The organism is Massilia sp. Masssp93 (genome assembly GCF_059491295.1).
In genome coordinates this window covers 3,714,158-3,731,481 of sequence record NZ_CP168502.1, presented here as the reverse complement: position 1 = coordinate 3,731,481, position 17,324 = coordinate 3,714,158, and the positions used below count along the sequence as shown (strand labels likewise).

12 protein-coding genes are annotated in these 17,324 nt (G+C 68.0%); 5 read left to right on the top strand and 7 right to left on the bottom strand.

Annotation, left to right across the window (positions count from 1 at the left end; genetic code table 11):
- Positions 1-22: 22 nt before the first annotated feature.
- From ACEN9Q_RS14975 to ACEN9Q_RS14955, 5 genes are all read right to left on the bottom strand, one after another.
- Positions 23-676 carry a glycoside hydrolase family 19 protein gene (locus ACEN9Q_RS14975; RefSeq protein ID WP_056436068.1) on the bottom strand — a complete coding sequence of 218 codons (654 nt, stop codon included), beginning with the start codon at positions 674-676 and terminating at the stop codon, positions 23-25.
- 70 nt (positions 677-746) lie between these two features.
- Positions 747-1,355, bottom strand: a complete 609-nt coding sequence (locus ACEN9Q_RS14970; protein ID WP_495625144.1) for a DUF2589 domain-containing protein — start codon at positions 1,353-1,355, stop codon at positions 747-749.
- A 192-nt stretch (positions 1,356-1,547) separates the two neighbouring features.
- Positions 1,548-2,885, bottom strand: a complete 1,338-nt coding sequence (locus ACEN9Q_RS14965) for a BNR repeat-containing protein (protein WP_495625143.1) — start codon at positions 2,883-2,885, stop codon at positions 1,548-1,550.
- A gap of 19 nt (positions 2,886-2,904) precedes the next feature.
- On the bottom strand, positions 2,905-4,233 hold the full coding sequence (locus ACEN9Q_RS14960; protein ID WP_495625142.1) for a hypothetical protein: 1,329 nt from the start codon (positions 4,231-4,233) through the stop codon (positions 2,905-2,907).
- Positions 4,234-4,238: 5 nt separating this feature from the next.
- Positions 4,239-7,184, bottom strand: coding sequence for a TonB-dependent receptor (locus ACEN9Q_RS14955; protein WP_495625141.1), 2,946 nt, complete (start codon positions 7,182-7,184; stop codon positions 4,239-4,241).
- Positions 7,185-7,666: 482 nt separating this feature from the next.
- On the opposite strand from ACEN9Q_RS14955, the gene ACEN9Q_RS14950 reads away from it, so the two are divergent.
- The 3 genes from ACEN9Q_RS14950 (at position 7,667) to ACEN9Q_RS14940 (ending at position 11,525) form a co-directional block, all read left to right on the top strand.
- Positions 7,667-8,893, top strand: a complete 1,227-nt coding sequence (locus ACEN9Q_RS14950; RefSeq protein WP_495625140.1) for a DUF4861 family protein — start codon at positions 7,667-7,669, stop codon at positions 8,891-8,893.
- Between the two features lie 124 nt (positions 8,894-9,017).
- Positions 9,018-10,370: an oligogalacturonate lyase family protein gene (locus tag ACEN9Q_RS14945; protein ID WP_495625139.1), complete on the top strand. Its 1,353-nt coding sequence runs from the start codon at positions 9,018-9,020 to the stop codon at positions 10,368-10,370.
- 69 nt (positions 10,371-10,439) lie between these two features.
- Entirely contained in the window at positions 10,440-11,525 is a 1,086-nt protein-coding gene (locus tag ACEN9Q_RS14940) for a LacI family DNA-binding transcriptional regulator (protein WP_495625138.1), read from the top strand.
- Between the two features lie 7 nt (positions 11,526-11,532).
- Here the strand turns inward: ACEN9Q_RS14940 and ACEN9Q_RS14935 are convergent, their stop codons facing one another.
- Together ACEN9Q_RS14935 and ACEN9Q_RS14930 are read right to left on the bottom strand one after the other, a co-directional pair.
- On the bottom strand, positions 11,533-12,888 hold the full coding sequence (locus tag ACEN9Q_RS14935) for an MFS transporter (protein WP_056436051.1): 1,356 nt from the start codon (positions 12,886-12,888) through the stop codon (positions 11,533-11,535).
- On the bottom strand, positions 12,885-14,312 hold the full coding sequence (locus tag ACEN9Q_RS14930) for a glycoside hydrolase family 32 protein (RefSeq protein ID WP_495625137.1): 1,428 nt from the start codon (positions 14,310-14,312) through the stop codon (positions 12,885-12,887). The genes ACEN9Q_RS14935 and ACEN9Q_RS14930 overlap by 4 nt, the downstream gene beginning before the upstream one ends.
- A gap of 53 nt (positions 14,313-14,365) precedes the next feature.
- Between ACEN9Q_RS14930 and ACEN9Q_RS14925 the strand changes: the two genes are divergently transcribed.
- On the top strand, positions 14,366-14,635 hold the full coding sequence (locus ACEN9Q_RS14925) for a hypothetical protein (protein ID WP_495625136.1): 270 nt from the start codon (positions 14,366-14,368) through the stop codon (positions 14,633-14,635).
- Positions 14,636-14,653: 18 nt separating this feature from the next.
- Positions 14,654-17,230, top strand: coding sequence for a TonB-dependent receptor domain-containing protein (locus ACEN9Q_RS14920; protein WP_495625135.1), 2,577 nt, complete (start codon positions 14,654-14,656; stop codon positions 17,228-17,230).
- Positions 17,231-17,324: the final 94 nt, after the last annotated feature.

The window sequence follows — 17,324 nt, the reverse complement described above, 5'->3', positions numbered from 1 at the left end:
CTCCGGGCGGCGCGAGGCGGATCTAGGCGCCGGCGCCGAGCGCGTTGCGCGCCCGCAGCCAGTAGGCGCGGCGTACGTCCAGGCCGAGCGTGCCGCCGTTGATGCGCCGGGTGATCTGTTCGAAGCGCTGGTCGGCCTGGGCGCCATCCAGCTGGTCGGCCAGCTCGTTCAAGCCCTTCGACTGCCAGAACCAGGCTGCCGACAGCGCGGCGCCGGCCGGCTCGAGCAGCAGGTCGGGATTGGCGACGGCATCGACCTGCATGGCCCGTGCGAACGCCGCGTAGTTGTCGCGCCCGGTCAGCTGGATCAGGCCGCGACCGTGGAAGCGCCAGCCGTCGCCGCTCGCCTCGTCGCCGTTGCCCATCCGGCCGGCGTAGACGTAGTTGGCCAGCGCGCGCGGGTTGCGGGCATAGCGCTCGGCCACTTCGTCGCTCGGAAAGCGCGGCGGCCACACCTGGCGCAGCCGCTCCGCCGTGTAGCTGAGCGCCTCGTCGACACGGCGCAGTTCGGACGATTCCACCATCACCTGCGCCAGGAAGGCGGCCTGGCGCGCGGCGCCGGCGATCGCACCGGCGCGCATGCAGTCGTTCAGTGCGGCGACCCAGTGGCCCGCGCGCGTGTCGGCGTCGGGTGCGATCATTATCGACCGCAACTGCTGCTGCGTGATTTCGTTCATGATCAAGCTCCTCGGAGGGAAGGGAAGGCGCGGACGGAAGGCGGTGCCGCCCGTCCGCGGCGCGGACGCGTTACGACGCGTTACCGCCGGCGGCAGGGGCCGGCGTGACGGACGGCTGGATCGCGGAATGCAGGATGTCCAGCACGCGGGCCAGGCCTTCGGGCATGCCGGTGTCCTCGGCCAGCACCTGCACGTGGTACTTGGCCGAATTGTCGGAGCTGCGCGTGTTTTCCTTGTGGCTGGCGACGGAACCTTCGAGGTGAACGGTCGCGCTGAACGGGCCCCAGCCGAACTTCATGTCGGCCGACATCTTCGCGGACGCGTCGGTCGATTCCTTCGAGGCGAACGACGATTTCACCTCCATGTCGAACGTGATGTCGACCTTCGTGATCGACAGGCTCGGCACCTTGACGATGGCCAGCAGCGGCACGTCCAGTTCCACGTGCTGCTCGACGGTCTTGCTGGCGTCCGACGGATCGGGGGCCAGGCGCTTGAAGCCGAAGCTCGCCACGCGGGTCGCGCCGATCCCTTTCGGATCGTTCGCGCCGGGCGGCAGGAAACCGACGTACTTGATGAAGTCCGCGGTGGCATTCGCCAGGCGCACCTGCGCGTCGCAGGCGGCCGTCAGCGGACCGCCGATCAGGTCGCCCATCGGCAGACCCTTGAATTGAGATGCCATGTCAATCAGTTCACCAGACATAATCTACTCCCTTGAAATGGATTGGGACCACGGGATGCCGTGGAGGACATCGCCGCCGCGCCGGTTGCGCGGCGGCGATGGAAGTAGATTACGGCCTGGAAAAACGCATTTCGTGGCGGTTTCTGGCGCCGGTTTCCGGGGCGCGCCGGGCGCGGCCGCCGGTCGCGCGCTTCAGAACGACGGCTTCCACTCCAGCACGCGGACGAGGCTGGGCGGGCGCACCGCCTGGCCTTCGCCGTCGACCTGGGACGTGTCCTGCACGAACAGGTGGAGCTCGGCCTTGTCGCGCCACAGTTCCGTGTCGAACGTCGGTTCCCAGGCGCCGACGGACGCATCGTCCAGGTCGCGGATCGACCAGCTGGGGCGGTCGAAGTCCGTGATCGTCACGACCGACACCTTGTTCCCGCGCTCCGCGTCGCGGAACACGAGCACGCCTGCGGGCCGCGGCCGGGTCTCGTCGATCATGATCTGGGGGCGCGCGATCGGAATCGCCTTGGTGCCGCCGCCGGCGAGGCTGAACGGCAGGTGCCGGAAGCCGAGCGTGGTCACCTGCCAGCCGGCGGCCGTGCGCCGCACGATCCGGTACTGGGGCACGTGGCTGTCGCGGTCGCGCCAGTACGTGGCGATGTAGGGCCGGCCGTCGCGGTCGGCCGCCATCGAGGTCTGGTTGATCAATTCGCTGCCGGTCGGGATGCGCGCGGCGTATTCCGCGCTCGCGGCGGTGATCGGCAGATCGTAGCGCGCGCCGTCCGATTTTTCCCAGGTCAGGCCGCCGTCGCGCGAACGGGCATAGGCGAGGTCGTGGTTGCTGCTCACGTCGGGCGATTCGCGCCAGACCCAGGACAGGTGGATCGTGCCGCGCCGGTCGACGAACGCCTGCCAGTACGCGCTGCGCTCTCCCTCGCCGCTGATCAGGTTGCTGAACAGGCGTTGCCAGCTGCCCGTCCGGACATCGTAGCGGTTCACCACGAGATTGCCTTCGCCGGACGCGCCGTTACGGAACAGGAACAGCAGGTTCCCGTCCGGCATGCGGTGAAATTCCGGATACGTGACGGCGTCCTCGTCGTGCCCCGTCATCGGCTGCTTCTCGCCCAGATCCAGGGCGCCCGGACGGACGCTCTTCGCATAGTGCAGCCGGTTGTTGTGGTGGTCCCAGGCGACGTGCAGGTAGCCGGCGCCGTCGACCATGATGCTGATCGTGTTGTGCGCATCGGCCGCATTGCCCTGGTATTGGGTGCGGTGCAGCGTCCAGTCGCGGGTGCCCAGCTTGCGCCGGCCCAGTACGACGTAGCGGTCGCTGTCGTAGAACGCGACGTATTGCGTGTCGCCGGCCGTGACCAGCGAGTTCTTGCGGAATACGACCGTATTCACCGAGTTGTCGGCCCACGCCGGCCCGACGTCGCTGAAATGCGCCGGCGCGGTCGGCAACTGGGCGCAGCCGGCGAAGGCGAGCGCGGATACGGTGGCGGCGAGCAGTCGTGCATAACGGGTTGGAGCGGGAGTGTGCATGGTGTCGTGGAGGGTGGTGTTACCGTATTGTAGGTGCGTGGCCGGCCCGCAGCGCGTCCAGGTTCAGATAGCGGGCCAGCCGCTCGATGGCGAGGCCCGCGTGCCCGCGCCCGAGCGCGCAGCGCGCGCCGGTGAAGCCGCCCGGCGGCGCGTCGAGGGCGATGTCGCAGCGGCCGTCCGGCCCGTCGACGATCACGCCTTCGGCGAACTGCAGGACGAGCGTGCCGGGCGCCGGCTCGACCAGCGCCAGCGCCGTGACGGGGCCGGCGGCGATGGCCTGCGTCACCCGCAGTTCCCCGTCGATCCGGGCGCGGCGCGCGCCTGCCAGGTGCCGGTGCGGGACGTCCACGGCCCATGCCGTGGTCCCGCGCCGGGCGTGCGTGCCGACCGGTTCCGCGCAGGCGGCCGGCGCGCCCAGCGCTTCCAGCACGCAGCGCGCCGCGACCGCGTTCACGCCGCCCCGTCCGGCGACCGGCAGCCCGCGGCCGTTCAGCAGCGCGGCGCCGGCGGGGAGCGTCCGTTCGATCAGCGCGTGCCCGGCGCCGGCGTGCGTGCCGGGGCAGTGGACGATGGCGCCGCAGCGGTGGGCCCAGACCATGTCGTCCAGCGCGCAGGCGGTGCGCAGGACGGCGTCGATGGCGGCGGGCGCGCAGCCGATGTCGATCGCGCCGTCGAAGTCGGCCAGCTTGCGGCGCAGGCGGAACCGCGAGACCGCGCCGCGGCGCCGCGCGAGGTCGGTGCTGTCCAGCGCAACGAAGCGCAGGCCCAGGGCGTTCGACAGCACGGGCAGCCGAGCCGCCGCGCGCGGCATCCCGTCGGCGGCCGCGTGCAGGATGCCGACGTCCGTGCCGGCCAGGCGCCTGCTCGCGCCCAGCGTATCGGTCCAATGCAGGATGCGCGCCAGCGTGGCCGCGCAGTCGCCGCGGCCGGCGACGACGTCGACGTTCGCGCGTTCCGCACGCAGCGTGAAGGCCAGTTCCGCGACCAGCGTGCGTGCGCGCCGCACGGTGGCGGCGCCGCCGGCGGCCGTGTCATCGTCCGGTTCCGTGCCTTCCGCCGCAAGCGACAGCAGCAGCGCGGGCTTGTCCACCAGGCGCAGGGCGGCGCGCACCTGATGGGGATGCGCGGTCGATTCGACGCACAGGATGACGCCGTCGACGTCGCCGCGCCGCAGGCAGGGTGCGGCGCGGCGGGCGAAATCCGCCGGGCCCGCGGCCCCGGCGGATGCCGCCGCGACGGCCGTGGCTTCGAACCGCGCCAGCAGGGCCGCAGCCGCCGTCCGCGGGCCGGTGGCCGCTGCGGCGGCCGCATCGTGCCGATCCAGCCCGGCGATCGCGATCCTCGGCATGCCGTTCAGAAGAACGTGTAGCGCAGCGAGGCCTGGAACGTGCGGCCGTCGTAGTCGGCGCGGCGCAGCTTGGCCATCGTGCCTTCGTACTCCTGGCGGAACGTGTCGCTCAGGTTGAAACCGTCCACGGCCAGCGACAGGTTCTCCGTCAGCTTGTACGACGCCGACAGGTCGAACTGGCCGCGCGCCTTGACCGAGCGCGCCGCGCCGCTGAACGTGCCGCCGCTGGGCAGGTTGTAGTCGTCGCGGTAGTTGTAGACGCCGCGCACGCCCCACACCGGCGTCTCGTAGTACAGGATCAGGTTGGCCGAGCGGGGCGAGACGTTGTTCAGGAAGGCCGGCGAGCCGTCCGGCGACTTGCCCTTGGTGCGGGTGTACGAATAATTGAAGACGCCGCCCATGCCGTTGAACGGCGCCGGCAGGAAATCGAAGGTCTGCTGGACCGTCAGTTCGGCGCCCTCGGCGATCAGGTCGTTCGGCGAGTTGACGGCGCCGTTGACGTCGATCGTGTACTTGCCGTTCAGGCCCTTGCCGGCCGGTGCCGCGATGTCGCTGACGCAGCGGTCGCCCGCCACGCTCCAGGTGCCGAGGCCCAGGTTGTAGCCGTCGGCAGGGCACAGCAGCGCATCGCGGTTCTCGCCGACGATCATGCCGTGGATCTTCTTGCGGTACACGGCCAGGCCGATCAGGCCGTTCGGGCGGTTGTAGTATTCGAGCGCCAGGTCCTGCGAATCGGACGTGTACGGCGTGATGTTCACGCGTCCCAGGCTGACGGTGAAGCCGCCGTTCACCGCGTCTTCCACGACGGTCGTCGAGATCGGCGAGATGTCGCGCGGGTTCGGCCGGATGAACGTCTTGTAGTTGCCGTAGCGGAGCACCAGCTTGCTGGTCAGGTCGGCCGCCAGCAGCATCGAGGGCAGGTTGTTCTTGTAGGTCGTCTCCCTGGTATTGGTGTGGAACGTGGCCGTGGCGCCGGTGCCGGTGCGGTCCATCGAGACGACGGTCTGCTTCGTTTCCTCGTGGCGCACGCCGATGTGGCCGCGCACGCGGATGCCGGCGATCTTGCCGTCCAGCTTGCCCATCAGGTAGAGCGCCTTGATGTCGTCGTCCACGCTGAAGTTGTTGCTGGTGAAGCCGCCGTCGGCCGGATCGTTGACCCAGCCGCTGGCCGTGCGCAGCAGGTTGGCGGCGATGGTCGGCTGCAGGGTCGAGCTGGCCAGGTCGTAGTTCACCGTCTGCCAGTTGGTCAGGTAGTTGCCGGCGTTCCCGCCGAAGAAGTCGTTCGCGAACGCGCTCGGCGCGACGAAGTTCGTGCCGATCCTGCCGTAGTCGATGCCCGCGGCGCTGGAGCGGTAGGCGCGCGAGTCGTACGTGTTCTTGTTGTACTGGGCGCCGCCCTGGACCGACTCGAGCCACGCCAGGTCGAGGAAGCGCTCGGCGTCCAGGCGCAATGCCTTGACGCGGTTGTCGGCGTAGTTGTCCGAGCCGGCCACGATGAACACGTCGCCGGCGGCATTGGTGACGGTCGGGGTGTTGCCGGTGCCGCCCCAGGTCCAGGGGCCCGTCAGCTGCGCGGCGCCCAGTGCCGGCGCGCTCTGGTTGAAGCCCATCGTGAAGTGGTCGAGTCCACCCGACAGGCCGACCTGGCCGGTGATGCCGTTGCCCGTGCCGCCGGCGCCAAGGGCCTTGGCGGTGTTGCGCACGTCGAGCTGGCCCTGGTAGCCGTAGTTGGTGGCCTTGGACAGCACGCCGGCCGCCTCGATGCGCCAGTCGTCGTTGGTGAACGATCCCTTCAGGTTCAGGCCGTCCGCCTTCTGCTGGAACGGCTGCTTGCGCATCGAGCCGTACACGCGCGGGTTCGTGAACTTGTAGTCCATCGCGTAATAGCGCCCGTCGGACAGCTTGACCGGGGCCGAGGTCGGATCGAGGATGGTGTTGGCGTCGCGGTAGTCGATGTCCAGGATGTCGAGCGCGGTGCCCTTCATCTCGCGGTCAGTGAAGAAGTAGTTGCCGCCCACCTTGACGTGCGGGGACACCTTGAATTCGGCGCCGAACGCGCCCGACGTCAGCGTGCCGTCGTTGACCTGCGCCGCCTGGCGGATGTCGGTGGGCGCCGTGACGCCGGCGTTGGAGAGGGCGCCCGTGCCGCCGGGAGCGGCCACGCACGGGGACGCCTGGCCCGTGCAGTTCGCGGCGTAGTAATCCTTGTAGCGGTTCGCGAAGTCCGGCGTCGTGGCGGGACTCAGCTGGGTGAACTGGTTGATGTACAGCGAGTCGCGGCGGAACTGTTCCTTCTTGCGCGACAGGATGGCGAACACGCCCAGCCTGCCGTCCAGGTATTTTTTCGCGACGTTCAGCGACAGCTTGGGCGAGGTGTAGTTGCCGAGCGTGTCGTGCTCCGCCGTGACCTTGACGGACGCGCCTTCCTTGCGCGACAGCGCGGGCGCGATGACCATGTCGATATTCCCGGCGATGCCGCCGCTCTGTTCCGCCGCGGAGACCGATTTGATGACGGTGAAAGCGCTGAAGATATCGGAATCGAAGGCGCCCATCGGCGTGGCGCCGCCCAGCACGGGCGCGGCGAAGTCCATGCCGTTCATCGTGACCTTGGCGAAGGCGCTGGGCAGGCCGCGCAGGTTGACGGAGGCGCTGCGGCCGTCCTCCTCGCGATTGACCTGGATGCCGGGAATGCGCTGCAGGGCCTCGCCCACGTTGAGGTCGGGGAAGCGGTCGCCTTCGGCCGAAATGCTGTCCGACACGCCGATGTTCTGGCGCTTCATGACGAGGGCGTCGGTATAGCTCTTCTTGTAGCCGGTCACCACCACCTGGCTGGCCGCCGCCGGCGCGTCGCCGCTGGTGTCCTGCGCATGCGCGAACGCCGGCACGCACATGGCGGGTATGACCATGCAGCCGAGCCGCCGGGTGCGGCTCATCTTTTTCAGTGTCTCCATCTTTTTATCGCCTTATCAAAGTATTGCGCTTCAAACCGGGTGGATATGCGTGGCCTTTGTGCGAGACAACGTTGTCTCAGCGGCGCGATATTACTGCGTCCGTATTTGCGCAGTCACCCTCCGGGCGGGCCGAAAATTGCCGACGTATAAAGAAAAAGGCGAAAGTGGCCGGACCGGTTGAGGGAACGCAGCCTTATCATCGCGGCCGCAACCGAAATTGGCATGACCAATACGGCGTGCGCCACAGCCTGCGGAGGTCAGACGGATGCAGCGATTATTTCCGCGAACGTCATCGAAGATCGCTCATCGTCTAAATATTTTGCGTGAACGCGTGTTTGCGCGGCGAAGGCGACACCGCCGATCTTCACGGGCGCCGCGGCGCGACGAGTCGCCGCCGTCCGTGGACCCCGGCAAGGAGCGATCAAGTTGATGAGTGTTTACGCATGTGGTAACGTAACCGCAAAACTGCCCATGAGACCACGATGAAAATCCAATATCTGCTGTTTGCCGGCGCGCTCGCCGCGAGCCACGCCCTGGCGCTTGCCGCCGACCGTCTCGTCGTCGACGTCGCCCACGACCTGGACGCGGCCCGTCCCGCCGAGACCATCGCCGTCCCGTGGGCCGACGTGAACAAGGCCTTGCCCGGCGCGCTGCTGCAGCACATCGTCGTCAAGGACGCGGCGGGGCATGTGCTGCCTTACCAGGTGACGAACGTGAATCCCGAGGCCAAGGACCCGGACAACAAGGGCGTCGCCTACGGTGAGCTGATCTTCCAGCACGACTTCGCCGCGGGCGAGCACCATGCCCGCTTCACCGTCGAAAAGTCCGCCGCACTCAGTCCACCGTTCGAGACGCGCGCGTTCGCCCGCTACGTGCCCGAGCGCCTGGACGACTTCGCGTGGGAGAACGACAGGATCGCCCACCGGACCTACGGCCAGGCCCTGGCCGCGCCCGCGGCGCCGGGCAGCGACAAGGAGGTGCTGGTGACCAGCGGCCTCGATATCTGGTTCAAGCGCGTGAGCTATCCCATCGTCGACCGCTGGTACAACAAGGGCCACAACCATTACCACAAGGACGAAGGCGAAGGCCTCGACATGTACGGCGTCGGCACGACGCGCGGCGCCGGCGGGACCGGCATCTGGGACGGCAAGCGCCTGTACGTCAGCCGCAACTACGTGGGCTGGAAGGTCATCGCCAACGGGCCGATCCGGGCCATCTTCGAACTGACGTACGCGCCGTGGGACGCGAACGGCGTGCAGGTGTCGGAAGTGAAGCGCTTCACGGTCGATGCCGGCCACGCATTCGACACGGTCGACAGCACGTTTTCGTTCGCCGGCCCGGCGCAACTGCAGGTTGCCGTCGGCTTGAACAAGACGCCGGCCTACGACGAGCAGCATCCGGTCGTGAAGACGGAACGCCTGCCGGCCGCGCATGCGCTGGCGCAGTGGGTCACGCAGCGCAGCAACGGCGACTTCGGCGCGGCGATCATCCTGCCTGCGGCGGGCGCGCAAGCCTATGCCGAGGATGCGCAGAATGCGCTCGTCTACGCGCAGGCGAAGTCCGGCCAGCCGCTGCGCTACTACCTGGGCGCGGCGGCCGGCTGGTCGGCCGACGTGCACGACCGGCGCGACTGGCAGCGCATGGTGACGGCCGAAGCAGCACGGCTGGCGGCGCCGCTGCGCATCGTCCTGTCGGGCGGCACGCAGTGAGGCGCGATTCCGGATGGCGTCCATACACGCCATCGCAATCACGTTTCTGAGCACTTCGACGCGGCGCGGCGCCCCATAATCGATGTCGGCAGTTTTCTTTTCGACGACATCGCATGGAGTATTTATGTTCAGGTCCCGCACGTTGCGCGCGTTGGTGTTTCTGGCCGTTGCCGGTATCGGAAGTCAGGCGTGCGCCGCTTCGATCCCGTCCACCTGGGTCGACAAGGACACGGGACACCGCGTCTGGCGCCTGACGCCGGAACCGGATTCCGCTTCGCTCTATTTCAATTACACCGCGATCAGCCCGGACGGCAGGTGGATGGTGTACAACGCCCCCGACGGCATCCACGGCCTGGACCTGGCCACCCGCAAGACGAAGCTGCTGGTGCCGAACGGCGGCGACCGCATGGCGGCGCGCACGATCGCGGTGGGCCGCAAGACGAATTCCGTGTTCTACCTGAGCGACGACCCGGCGACGAAGCTCACCTCGATCAACCGGGTCGACTTCGATACCGGCGCGCGGCACAAGCTGGTCGACGTCCCGGCCGGCTACAAGATCGACAGCATCAACGCCGACGAGACGCTGGCGGCCGGCACCTACGAGCCGCAGCGCGCGCCGCGGGCGCGCCAGGATGCGCCGGGCGGTCCGCTCAACCAGCCCCGCAACAAGGGCGAGATGATGGAGCGGCGCCTGGCCGCGCGCATTCCGCTGGTGCTGTTCGCGCTCGACCTCAAGAGCGGCAAGGAGACCACGCTGCTGCGGTCGACCGACTGGATCAATCACCTGCTGTTCTCGCCGACCGATCCGACGCTGCTGATGTATTGCCACGAAGGGCCGTGGCAAAAGGTCGACCGCATCTGGACGATCCGCACGGACGGCTCGGCGAACACGCTGATCCATCACCGGACGATGGCCATGGAAATCGCGGGGCACGAGTTCTGGGGGCAGGACGGCAAGACGGTCTGGTACGACTGGCAGTATCCGAAAGGCGCGAGCTTCTATGTGGCCGGCTACAACCTCGCGACCGGCCAGCGCACCGCCTATCATCTCGAGCGCAACGACTGGTCGATCCATTTCAACGTGTCCAATGACGGCAGCCTGTTCGCGGGCGACGGCGGCGATCCGGGCCAGGTGGCGCATGCGCCGGACGGCGAGTGGATCGTGCTGCTGCGGCCACAGTCGGTCCTCGGAAAGGGCGCCATGAACGGCAAGGACTTCTGGCAGCCGGGCGTGTTCAAGCCGGAACGGCTGGTGAACATGGCGCACCACGATTATCACCTGGAGCCGAACATCCGCTTCACGCCCGACAAGAAGATGGTGGTCTTCCGCACCAATATGTTCGGTCCGACCTATGTGCTGGGCGTCGAGGTGGAGAAGGCCGCCGCCGGCGCGGCCGACGTGATGTCGACGCCGGAGCTGGCGCGCAGATTCAAGCCGGACCAACCCGTCGCCACGAACGTGGAACCGGCGAAGTAGTCCCTTGCCGATGGTACAATCTTTCAACCCGGCCGCCGCCAACCGGCGGCCGTTTTCCCTGAAAGAGCCATGCCAAAAAAAGACGCCCGTCCCGAGTCCGCCAACGCGCCGGCATCGACCCCGTCGACCCCGTCGAACGCTTCGCAGCGCCGCCTGCAAATGGCCGACGTGGCGCGGCTGGCCGGGGTCGCGACATCCACCGTGTCGCGCGCGCTCAACGGCAGTCCGCTGGTCAACGAGGAGACCCGCGAACGCATCCTCGAACTCGCGCGCTCGCTCAACTACACGATCAACGTCGGCGCGAAGAACCTGAGGCAGGGGAATATCCGCACGATCGCGGTCGTGATTCCGTATGACGAGGAAAGCCGCCAGCACCTGTCGGACCCGTTCTTCCTCAGCATGCTGGGCACGCTGGCCGACGCGCTGACGGACCGCGGGTTCGACATGCTCGTCGCGCGCGTGAGCTCGCAGCACCTGGACGCGGCGGCGCATTACTACGAGACCGGGCTGGCGCTGGGCATCATCCTGATCGGCCAGTGGCGCCATCACGACCAGCTGAACCAGCTGGCCGCGCGGCGCGTGCCGCTCGTCGTGTGGGGCGCGAAGATGGAGCAGCAGCTGTATTGCACGGTCGGCAGCGACAACGTGCACGGCGGCGACGTGGCCGTGAGCCACCTGGTGGCCCTCGGCCGGCGCCGCATCGCATTCCTCGGCGACGTCAAGTTCCCCGAAGTGGCGCAGCGCTGCGACGGCTACCGCGCGGCCCTGGCGCGGGCCGGCATCGCGTACGACCCGGCGCTGCAGGTGGCGGTGCCGTTCAACGCCGAGGACTGCCGGCGCGCCGTCCAGCAGATGGTCGACGCGGGCCTCGACTTCGACGCCATCTTCGTCGTCAGCGACCTGCTGGCCATGACGGTCATTAACACCTTGCGCGAATGCGGCCGCGACGTGCCGGGCGACGTGCCGGTGGTCGGCTTCGACGACATCGCGCTCGCCTCGTACTTCCACCCGCCGCTGACGACGGTCCACCAGAGCATCGAGGATGCCGGTTCGGCGATGGTGGAATCGCTGCTGGCGCAGATCGCGGGCGAGGCGGCGCCGCCCCGCCTGCTGGCGACGCGCCTGATCGTGCGCGGCAGCAGCGCCGCCGGCTGAACGCCCGTCAGGACACCTCGTCGCCGGCCAGCGCGCCGGCGCTCGATGCCGGCGCCTTGGCCGGCACGCCCACGAACAGCGTCGCCACGGCCGCGCCGAGCAGCAGCACGCCGGCCAGCGCCACGACGTGGCCCGGGTCGCCTTTCAGCCAGCCGTGATAGATGAAGGGCAGCGTCACGCCCTGGATCAGCATCGGGATCACGATGAACATATTGAAGATCCCCATGTAGACGCCGGTGCGCTCCGGCGGAATCGAACCCGCCAGCATCACGTACGGATTGCCCATGATGCTGGCCCAACCCAGCCCCACGCCGATCATCGGCAGGAACAGCATGGCCTTCGTCGTGATGGCGGGCAGCGCCAGCATCGCCGCGCCGGCCGCGCACAGGCACACGCAGTGCACGATCTTCGGGCCGACGCGCCGGGTCAGCGGGATCATGGCGAACGCGCCGAGGAAGGCGACCGTGTTCGAGAAGCCGCCGATCTGGCCGTTGACGAGGACCGCGTCGCGGAAGCCGTCCGAGTTCGGGTTCGCCGTGTGGAACAGGGTGCGGCCGATCATCAGGGTGAGGAATTGCCAGTAGCAGGCCATGCCATACCACTGCAGGAGCTTCATCAGCGCGAGCTGGCGCATCGCGCGCGGCATCTCGACGATGGCGTCCCACACCTCGCGCAGGCTGGCGCGCAGCGACATCGGCTTCGCCTCGAGCTCCGCGCGCTGCTCCGTCGTCAGCGGCAGTTCCGGTACACGCAGGATCGACCACGCGATGGTCGTCAGCGACAGCACGGCGCCGATCAGGAACGTGATGCGCGTGATGACGGGGATGTGGTTGCCGTCGACCGCGTACTGGCTCATCCCGAAGTACACCATGATCGACGGCGTGAGATAGGACAGCATCTGCGCCAGGCCCGTGAACGCGCTCTGCGTGAGGAAGCCGAGCGAGTGCTGGCGGCTGTCGAGGCGGTCGCTGACGTAGGCGCGGTACGGCTCCATCGTGACGTTGTTGCCGGCGTCGAGCATCCACAGCAGCGCCGCAGCGGCCCACAGCGTGGGGCTGTACGGCATCAACAACAGGCCCAGGCTGCAGATGATCGCGCCGATGAGGAAGTAGGGCGTGCGCCGGCCCAGGCGCGAATGCGTGCGGTCGCTCATGGCGCCGATCAGCGGCTGCACGAGCAGGCCCGTGATCGGTCCGGCGAGCCACAGCAGCGGCATGCTGGCTTCGTCGGCGCCGAGGTAGCTGTAGATGGCGCTGACGTTGCTTTGCTGGAGGCCGAAGCTGAATTGCAGGCCGAAGAAGCCCAGGTTCATTTCGAGGATCTGGCGCAGGGTGAGGCGCGGTTTGGTGTAGGGGATGTTCATGCGAGCTGCCAGAGATCGAGGGACAGGAGGTCGACGCCGCCGCCGGCGGCGTACAGCGCCAGCGCGGCGGCGGGCGTGGCCGGGAAGACGAGTTCCGTGATGACGGCCGCGCCGTCGTTCACGAACACCTCCACCGAACAGTTGTCGACGAGGATGCGCAGGCGCAGTTCGGACGACGGCCCGGCCGGGGCCCGGCGGCGGCCCGGGAAATCCGGGTGCTCCGTCATGAGGCCGGAACGCGAGCGGTCGACGAACACGGTGCCGGCCTCGTAGCCGATCAGCGTGTGGTCGCCGTCGGCGTCGCCCAGCCGCAGGCCGAATTCACGGGCGTCGCGCAGGGCGAAGCGGGCGTCGATTTCGCACTGCATGCCCGTGAGCGGCCACGCGTGCGCGGCGTTGTCGAGCCGCATGCCGGCGTGGCGGACGTGGCCCGCGCGGCGCGCGGCCAGCTGCGCCACCGGTTCCTGCACGAGCAGCAGGCCGCGCGCGTCCTCGCGCAGCGACAGCCGGCGCGGCTGCGACAGCGCGCCGCGCCACGGCTGCGTGGGCGTCGTTTGCGCATAGCGGTGATTGTTCATCCATCCGATCCAGACAGGGCCCGCCGCGTGATCGGGCAGGCCGTTCCACGACAGCGCCGCGTAAAAGTCGGCGCCAAAATCGCTCCAGCGCGCCGGCTGGCCGGGGCGCGGCGTGAAGCGCTCGCCGTCGAACCGGCCGACGAAGTACTGGCCACCCGTGCTGCCGCTCACGTGGCCGTCGAACACGTCGACCTTCAGCACCCAGGCCGTGCCGCCTTCCCATTCTACCGGGAACAGGTCCGGGCATTCCCAGATGCCCTTGACTTCGCCGGCGGGGCCGAAGTCGCTCAGGTGGCGCCACGACTTGAGGTCGGCGGACGCGTAGAACGCGACGCGGTGCAGCTCGGGCAGCACCACCGCCATCAGCCAGAACCCGCCTGGCGCGTACCACTGGACTTTCGGGTCGCGGAATTCGGCGATGCCCAGGTCGAGCACGGGATTGCGCGCGTACTTCGTCCACGTGCGGCCGCGGTCCGTGCTGTACGCGAGGTGCTGGTTCTGCAGGCCGCCGGGGTTGCGCCGGGCGGCCGTGTAGATCGCGACGAGCGCCGTCTCGCCCGGGCCGGCGAAGCCGCTCGTGTTGTGCGTGTCGACCACCGCGCTGCCGGAAAAGATCAGCGTGTGCTCGTCCGCATGCAGCGCGACGGGGAGCTCGTCCCAGTGCTGCAGGTCGGTGCTGACGGCATGGCCCCAGCCGATGTCGCCCCAGACGTCGCCGTTCGGGTTGTACTGGTAGAACAGGTGGTATTCGCCGTCGAACCAGAGCAGGCCGTTCGGATCGTTGATCCAGTTGCGCCGGGGCGTGAAATGGTAGCCGGGGCGAAAGGCCGGCGTGGTGTCGTGCATGGGGTGTCTCCTTGGCGTGTCGCGCTTTTTTATATCGATCAGGATAGCGTCGATTGCAAACGTTTGCAATCGTTTCCCATGGTCGCGAGCGCATGCGGCGCGTTGTTGTAATTTTGTCGCAACCGCAGCGGGTCGCGCCGCACGATGGTGCCGCTATCATTGGATGGCCTCTCTATATTGCAGAGCTGGCGTTTGCCTCAACGAAAACATTTTCCCCGCGATGGGTAGCTAAAAAAGTTTTATTACAATCGATTGCAATTGCTTGCGGTCTTGATTACCATGGTTTTAGCGCTGAAGCATCGCAGGCGTTCACATCCGAATAAGAGAACGAAGGAGACCTCATGAAGCACTACAACAAGCGTGCGCTGTGCGCCGCCGTCCAATCCATCTTCGCCGCGTCCGCCGTGGCGGCACTGACGGCCCCGGTGGCGCAGGCACAGGAAGCGGCAGCGGTGCCGGCCAGCGCGCCGCCGGCAAAGCAGGGCGACGCGCTGGGCCTGAACACGGTGGTGGTCACCGGCGTCTCCGGCGGCAAGAGCAAGATGCGCAGTTCGATATCCGTCACCGACGTCGACGCGCAGCAGATCGCCGACTTCGCGCCGCGTTCCGAAGCCGAGGTGCTGCACCTGATCCCCGGCATCCGCGCCGAAAGCTCGGCCGGCCCGGGCGGCAATTCCAACATCACGGTGCGCGGCCTGCCGATCGCGTCCGGCGGTTCGAAGTACGTGCAGCTGCAGGAAGACGGCCTGCCGGTGGTCGAATTCGGCGACATGAACTTCGCCAACAACGACTACTGGCTGCGCTACGACGCCAACGTCGATCACGTCGAGACGGTGCGCGGCGGCTCCGCGTCCACGTTCGCATCGCACGCGCCGGGTGCCATCATCAACTTCATCAGCAAGACGGGCGACGAAGACGGCGGCACCGTCGCCCTGTCGCATGGCCTGAACTACGCGGAAAACCGCACCGACCTCGAATACGGTGGCCATATCCGCCCGGACCTGCGGTTCCACATCGGCGGCTTCTACCGCGACGGCGAAGGCCCGCGCGCCAGCTCGTACAACACGGAGCGCGGCTACCAGATCAAGGGCAACATCACCAAGACCTTCAATAACGACAAGGGCTGGTTCCGCGTCAACTTCAAGGCCCTGGACGACCACGCGCCGACCTATACGAGCATGCCGGCCCGCGCCGACATCAGCGGCAACACGCTGTCGGGCTTTTCCACGATCCCCGGCGTCGACGTGCTGCGCGATTCGCAAAACTCGATCTACAACACGAGCGCGCCGAAAGTCGGTCCGGCCGGCACGGCGGCAGGCGTGGCCGACCTGACGAAGGGCATCTCGGTCAAGTCCAACGCGATCGGCTTCGAGTTCCACAACCAGTTCGACGGCGGCTACACGGTCGACGACAAGTTCCGCTACACGTCGCAGAGCGGCGCGTTCCAGAGCCAGTTCTGGGGCCTCGACACGCTGGCCGGCACCCTGGCCGGTTTCGGCACGGGCGCCACGGCCGTCTACGCGAACGGCGCGAAGGCCGGCCAGGCGGTGACGCAGGCGAACCTCGCCACCGGCTATATCTCGAACGGCGCCGCCATCGACGTGCACACGCCGGACATCGGCCACTACGCGAACGATCTCTCCGTCGGCCGCAACTGGAAAGTGGGCGGAGCCACCGTGGGCGGCAAGGCGGGCTATTACCACGCGAGCCAGAACATCGTCGAGCAGTGGTCGATCAGCGGCCGCCTGATGGAAGTGGGCCGCGACGGCGCGCTGATCGACATCCGCGATGCCGGCGGTGCGGCGCTGACGACGATGGGCCTGACCGGCTACAACGACCAGTGGGGCGGCTGCTGCGCGCGCAACTACGACGCCCACTACATGACGGACGCGCCTTACCTGGGCCTGACCTATGCCAACGGCCCGCTCGACGTCGACGCCAGCGTGCGCCGCGACAGCGTGAAGGCGAGCGGCAGCTACACGGGACCGATGCAGGTGGCGGGCGGCGTCGACGTGGACGGCAACGGCGCCATCACGGGCGCCGAGCGCAACGTGTACGTGATCGACACGGCGCATCCGCACCCGATCAACTACAAGGTCGGCTACAACTCGTACTCGCTGGGCGCCAACTACCAGTTCGACAAGGACGTCAGCTCGTTCGCCCGCGTCAGCCGCGGCGGCCGCGCCATCGCGGACCGCCTGCTGTTCTCGAGTAACATCGACCCGAACACGGGCGCGCTGGCGGCCGGCGCGGATGCCGCGGCCGTCGCCCAGGTCAAGCAGATGGAGATCGGCCTGAAATACCGCGGCCACCGCGACTGGGGTTCGTTCGGCCTGTTCTCGACCTTGTACCACACGACGGTCAGCGAATTCGATTACGACCAGACCCGCACCATCGGCCCGAAACTGAACCAGACGGGCTACCGCTCGAATGGCGTCGAACTGGAATCGGTGCTGCGCATCGGCGGGTTCGCGCTGAACGCCAACGCCACGTACACGGACCTCAAGATCACGTCCGACCTGGTCGGCCAGGCGACCGGCAACAGCACCGTCGGCAACACGCCGCACGGCACGCCGCACTGGCTGTTCTCGATCTCGCCGCGCTACGATTTCGGCGTCGCGCAGGTCGGCTTCACGGTCGTCGGCCAGACCAAGGTATGGTCGGATGACGCGGACACGCTGCAAGTGGAAGGCCGCAGCCTCGTCAACGCGTTCGCCAACTACAACGTGGCGCCGAATACGACGGTGAGCCTGAACGTGAACAACCTGTTCAACAAGGTCGCATTCTCGGGCGGCGTCGACCAGGGTTCGCTCGCGCAGATCCGTGCGCTGGGTGCCGCGATCGGCGCGCAGGGCGTCGTGTCGTCGCGGCCGGAAGCGGGACGCACGGCCAGCGTGTCGATACGCTACGCTTTCTGAACGTTGGTAGGGTGGGCACCACCGTGCCCACGCGTAATGCCACCATACCGCATGCGTCACGCGTGGGCACGGGGTGCCCACCCTACGGGGACAG

Bases quoted from the DNA above. Each gene is read 5' to 3' on its own strand.
- ACEN9Q_RS14975 (WP_056436068.1), bottom strand. From the start codon at position 676: ATGAACGAAATCACGCAGCAGCAGTTGCGGTCGATAATGATCGCACCC.
- ACEN9Q_RS14970 (WP_495625144.1), bottom strand. From the start codon at position 1,355: ATGGCATCTCAATTCAAGGGTCTGCCGATGGGCGACCTGATCGGCGGT.
- ACEN9Q_RS14965 (WP_495625143.1), bottom strand. From the start codon at position 2,885: ATGCACACTCCCGCTCCAACCCGTTATGCACGACTGCTCGCCGCCACC.
- ACEN9Q_RS14960 (WP_495625142.1), bottom strand. From the start codon at position 4,233: ATGCCGAGGATCGCGATCGCCGGGCTGGATCGGCACGATGCGGCCGCC.
- ACEN9Q_RS14955 (WP_495625141.1), bottom strand. From the start codon at position 7,184: ATGGAGACACTGAAAAAGATGAGCCGCACCCGGCGGCTCGGCTGCATG.
- ACEN9Q_RS14950 (WP_495625140.1), top strand. From the start codon at position 7,667: ATGAAAATCCAATATCTGCTGTTTGCCGGCGCGCTCGCCGCGAGCCAC.
- ACEN9Q_RS14945 (WP_495625139.1), top strand. From the start codon at position 9,018: ATGTTCAGGTCCCGCACGTTGCGCGCGTTGGTGTTTCTGGCCGTTGCC.
- ACEN9Q_RS14940 (WP_495625138.1), top strand. From the start codon at position 10,440: ATGCCAAAAAAAGACGCCCGTCCCGAGTCCGCCAACGCGCCGGCATCG.
- ACEN9Q_RS14935 (WP_056436051.1), bottom strand. From the start codon at position 12,888: ATGAACATCCCCTACACCAAACCGCGCCTCACCCTGCGCCAGATCCTC.
- ACEN9Q_RS14930 (WP_495625137.1), bottom strand. From the start codon at position 14,312: ATGCACGACACCACGCCGGCCTTTCGCCCCGGCTACCATTTCACGCCC.
- ACEN9Q_RS14920 (WP_495625135.1), top strand. From the start codon at position 14,654: ATGAAGCACTACAACAAGCGTGCGCTGTGCGCCGCCGTCCAATCCATC.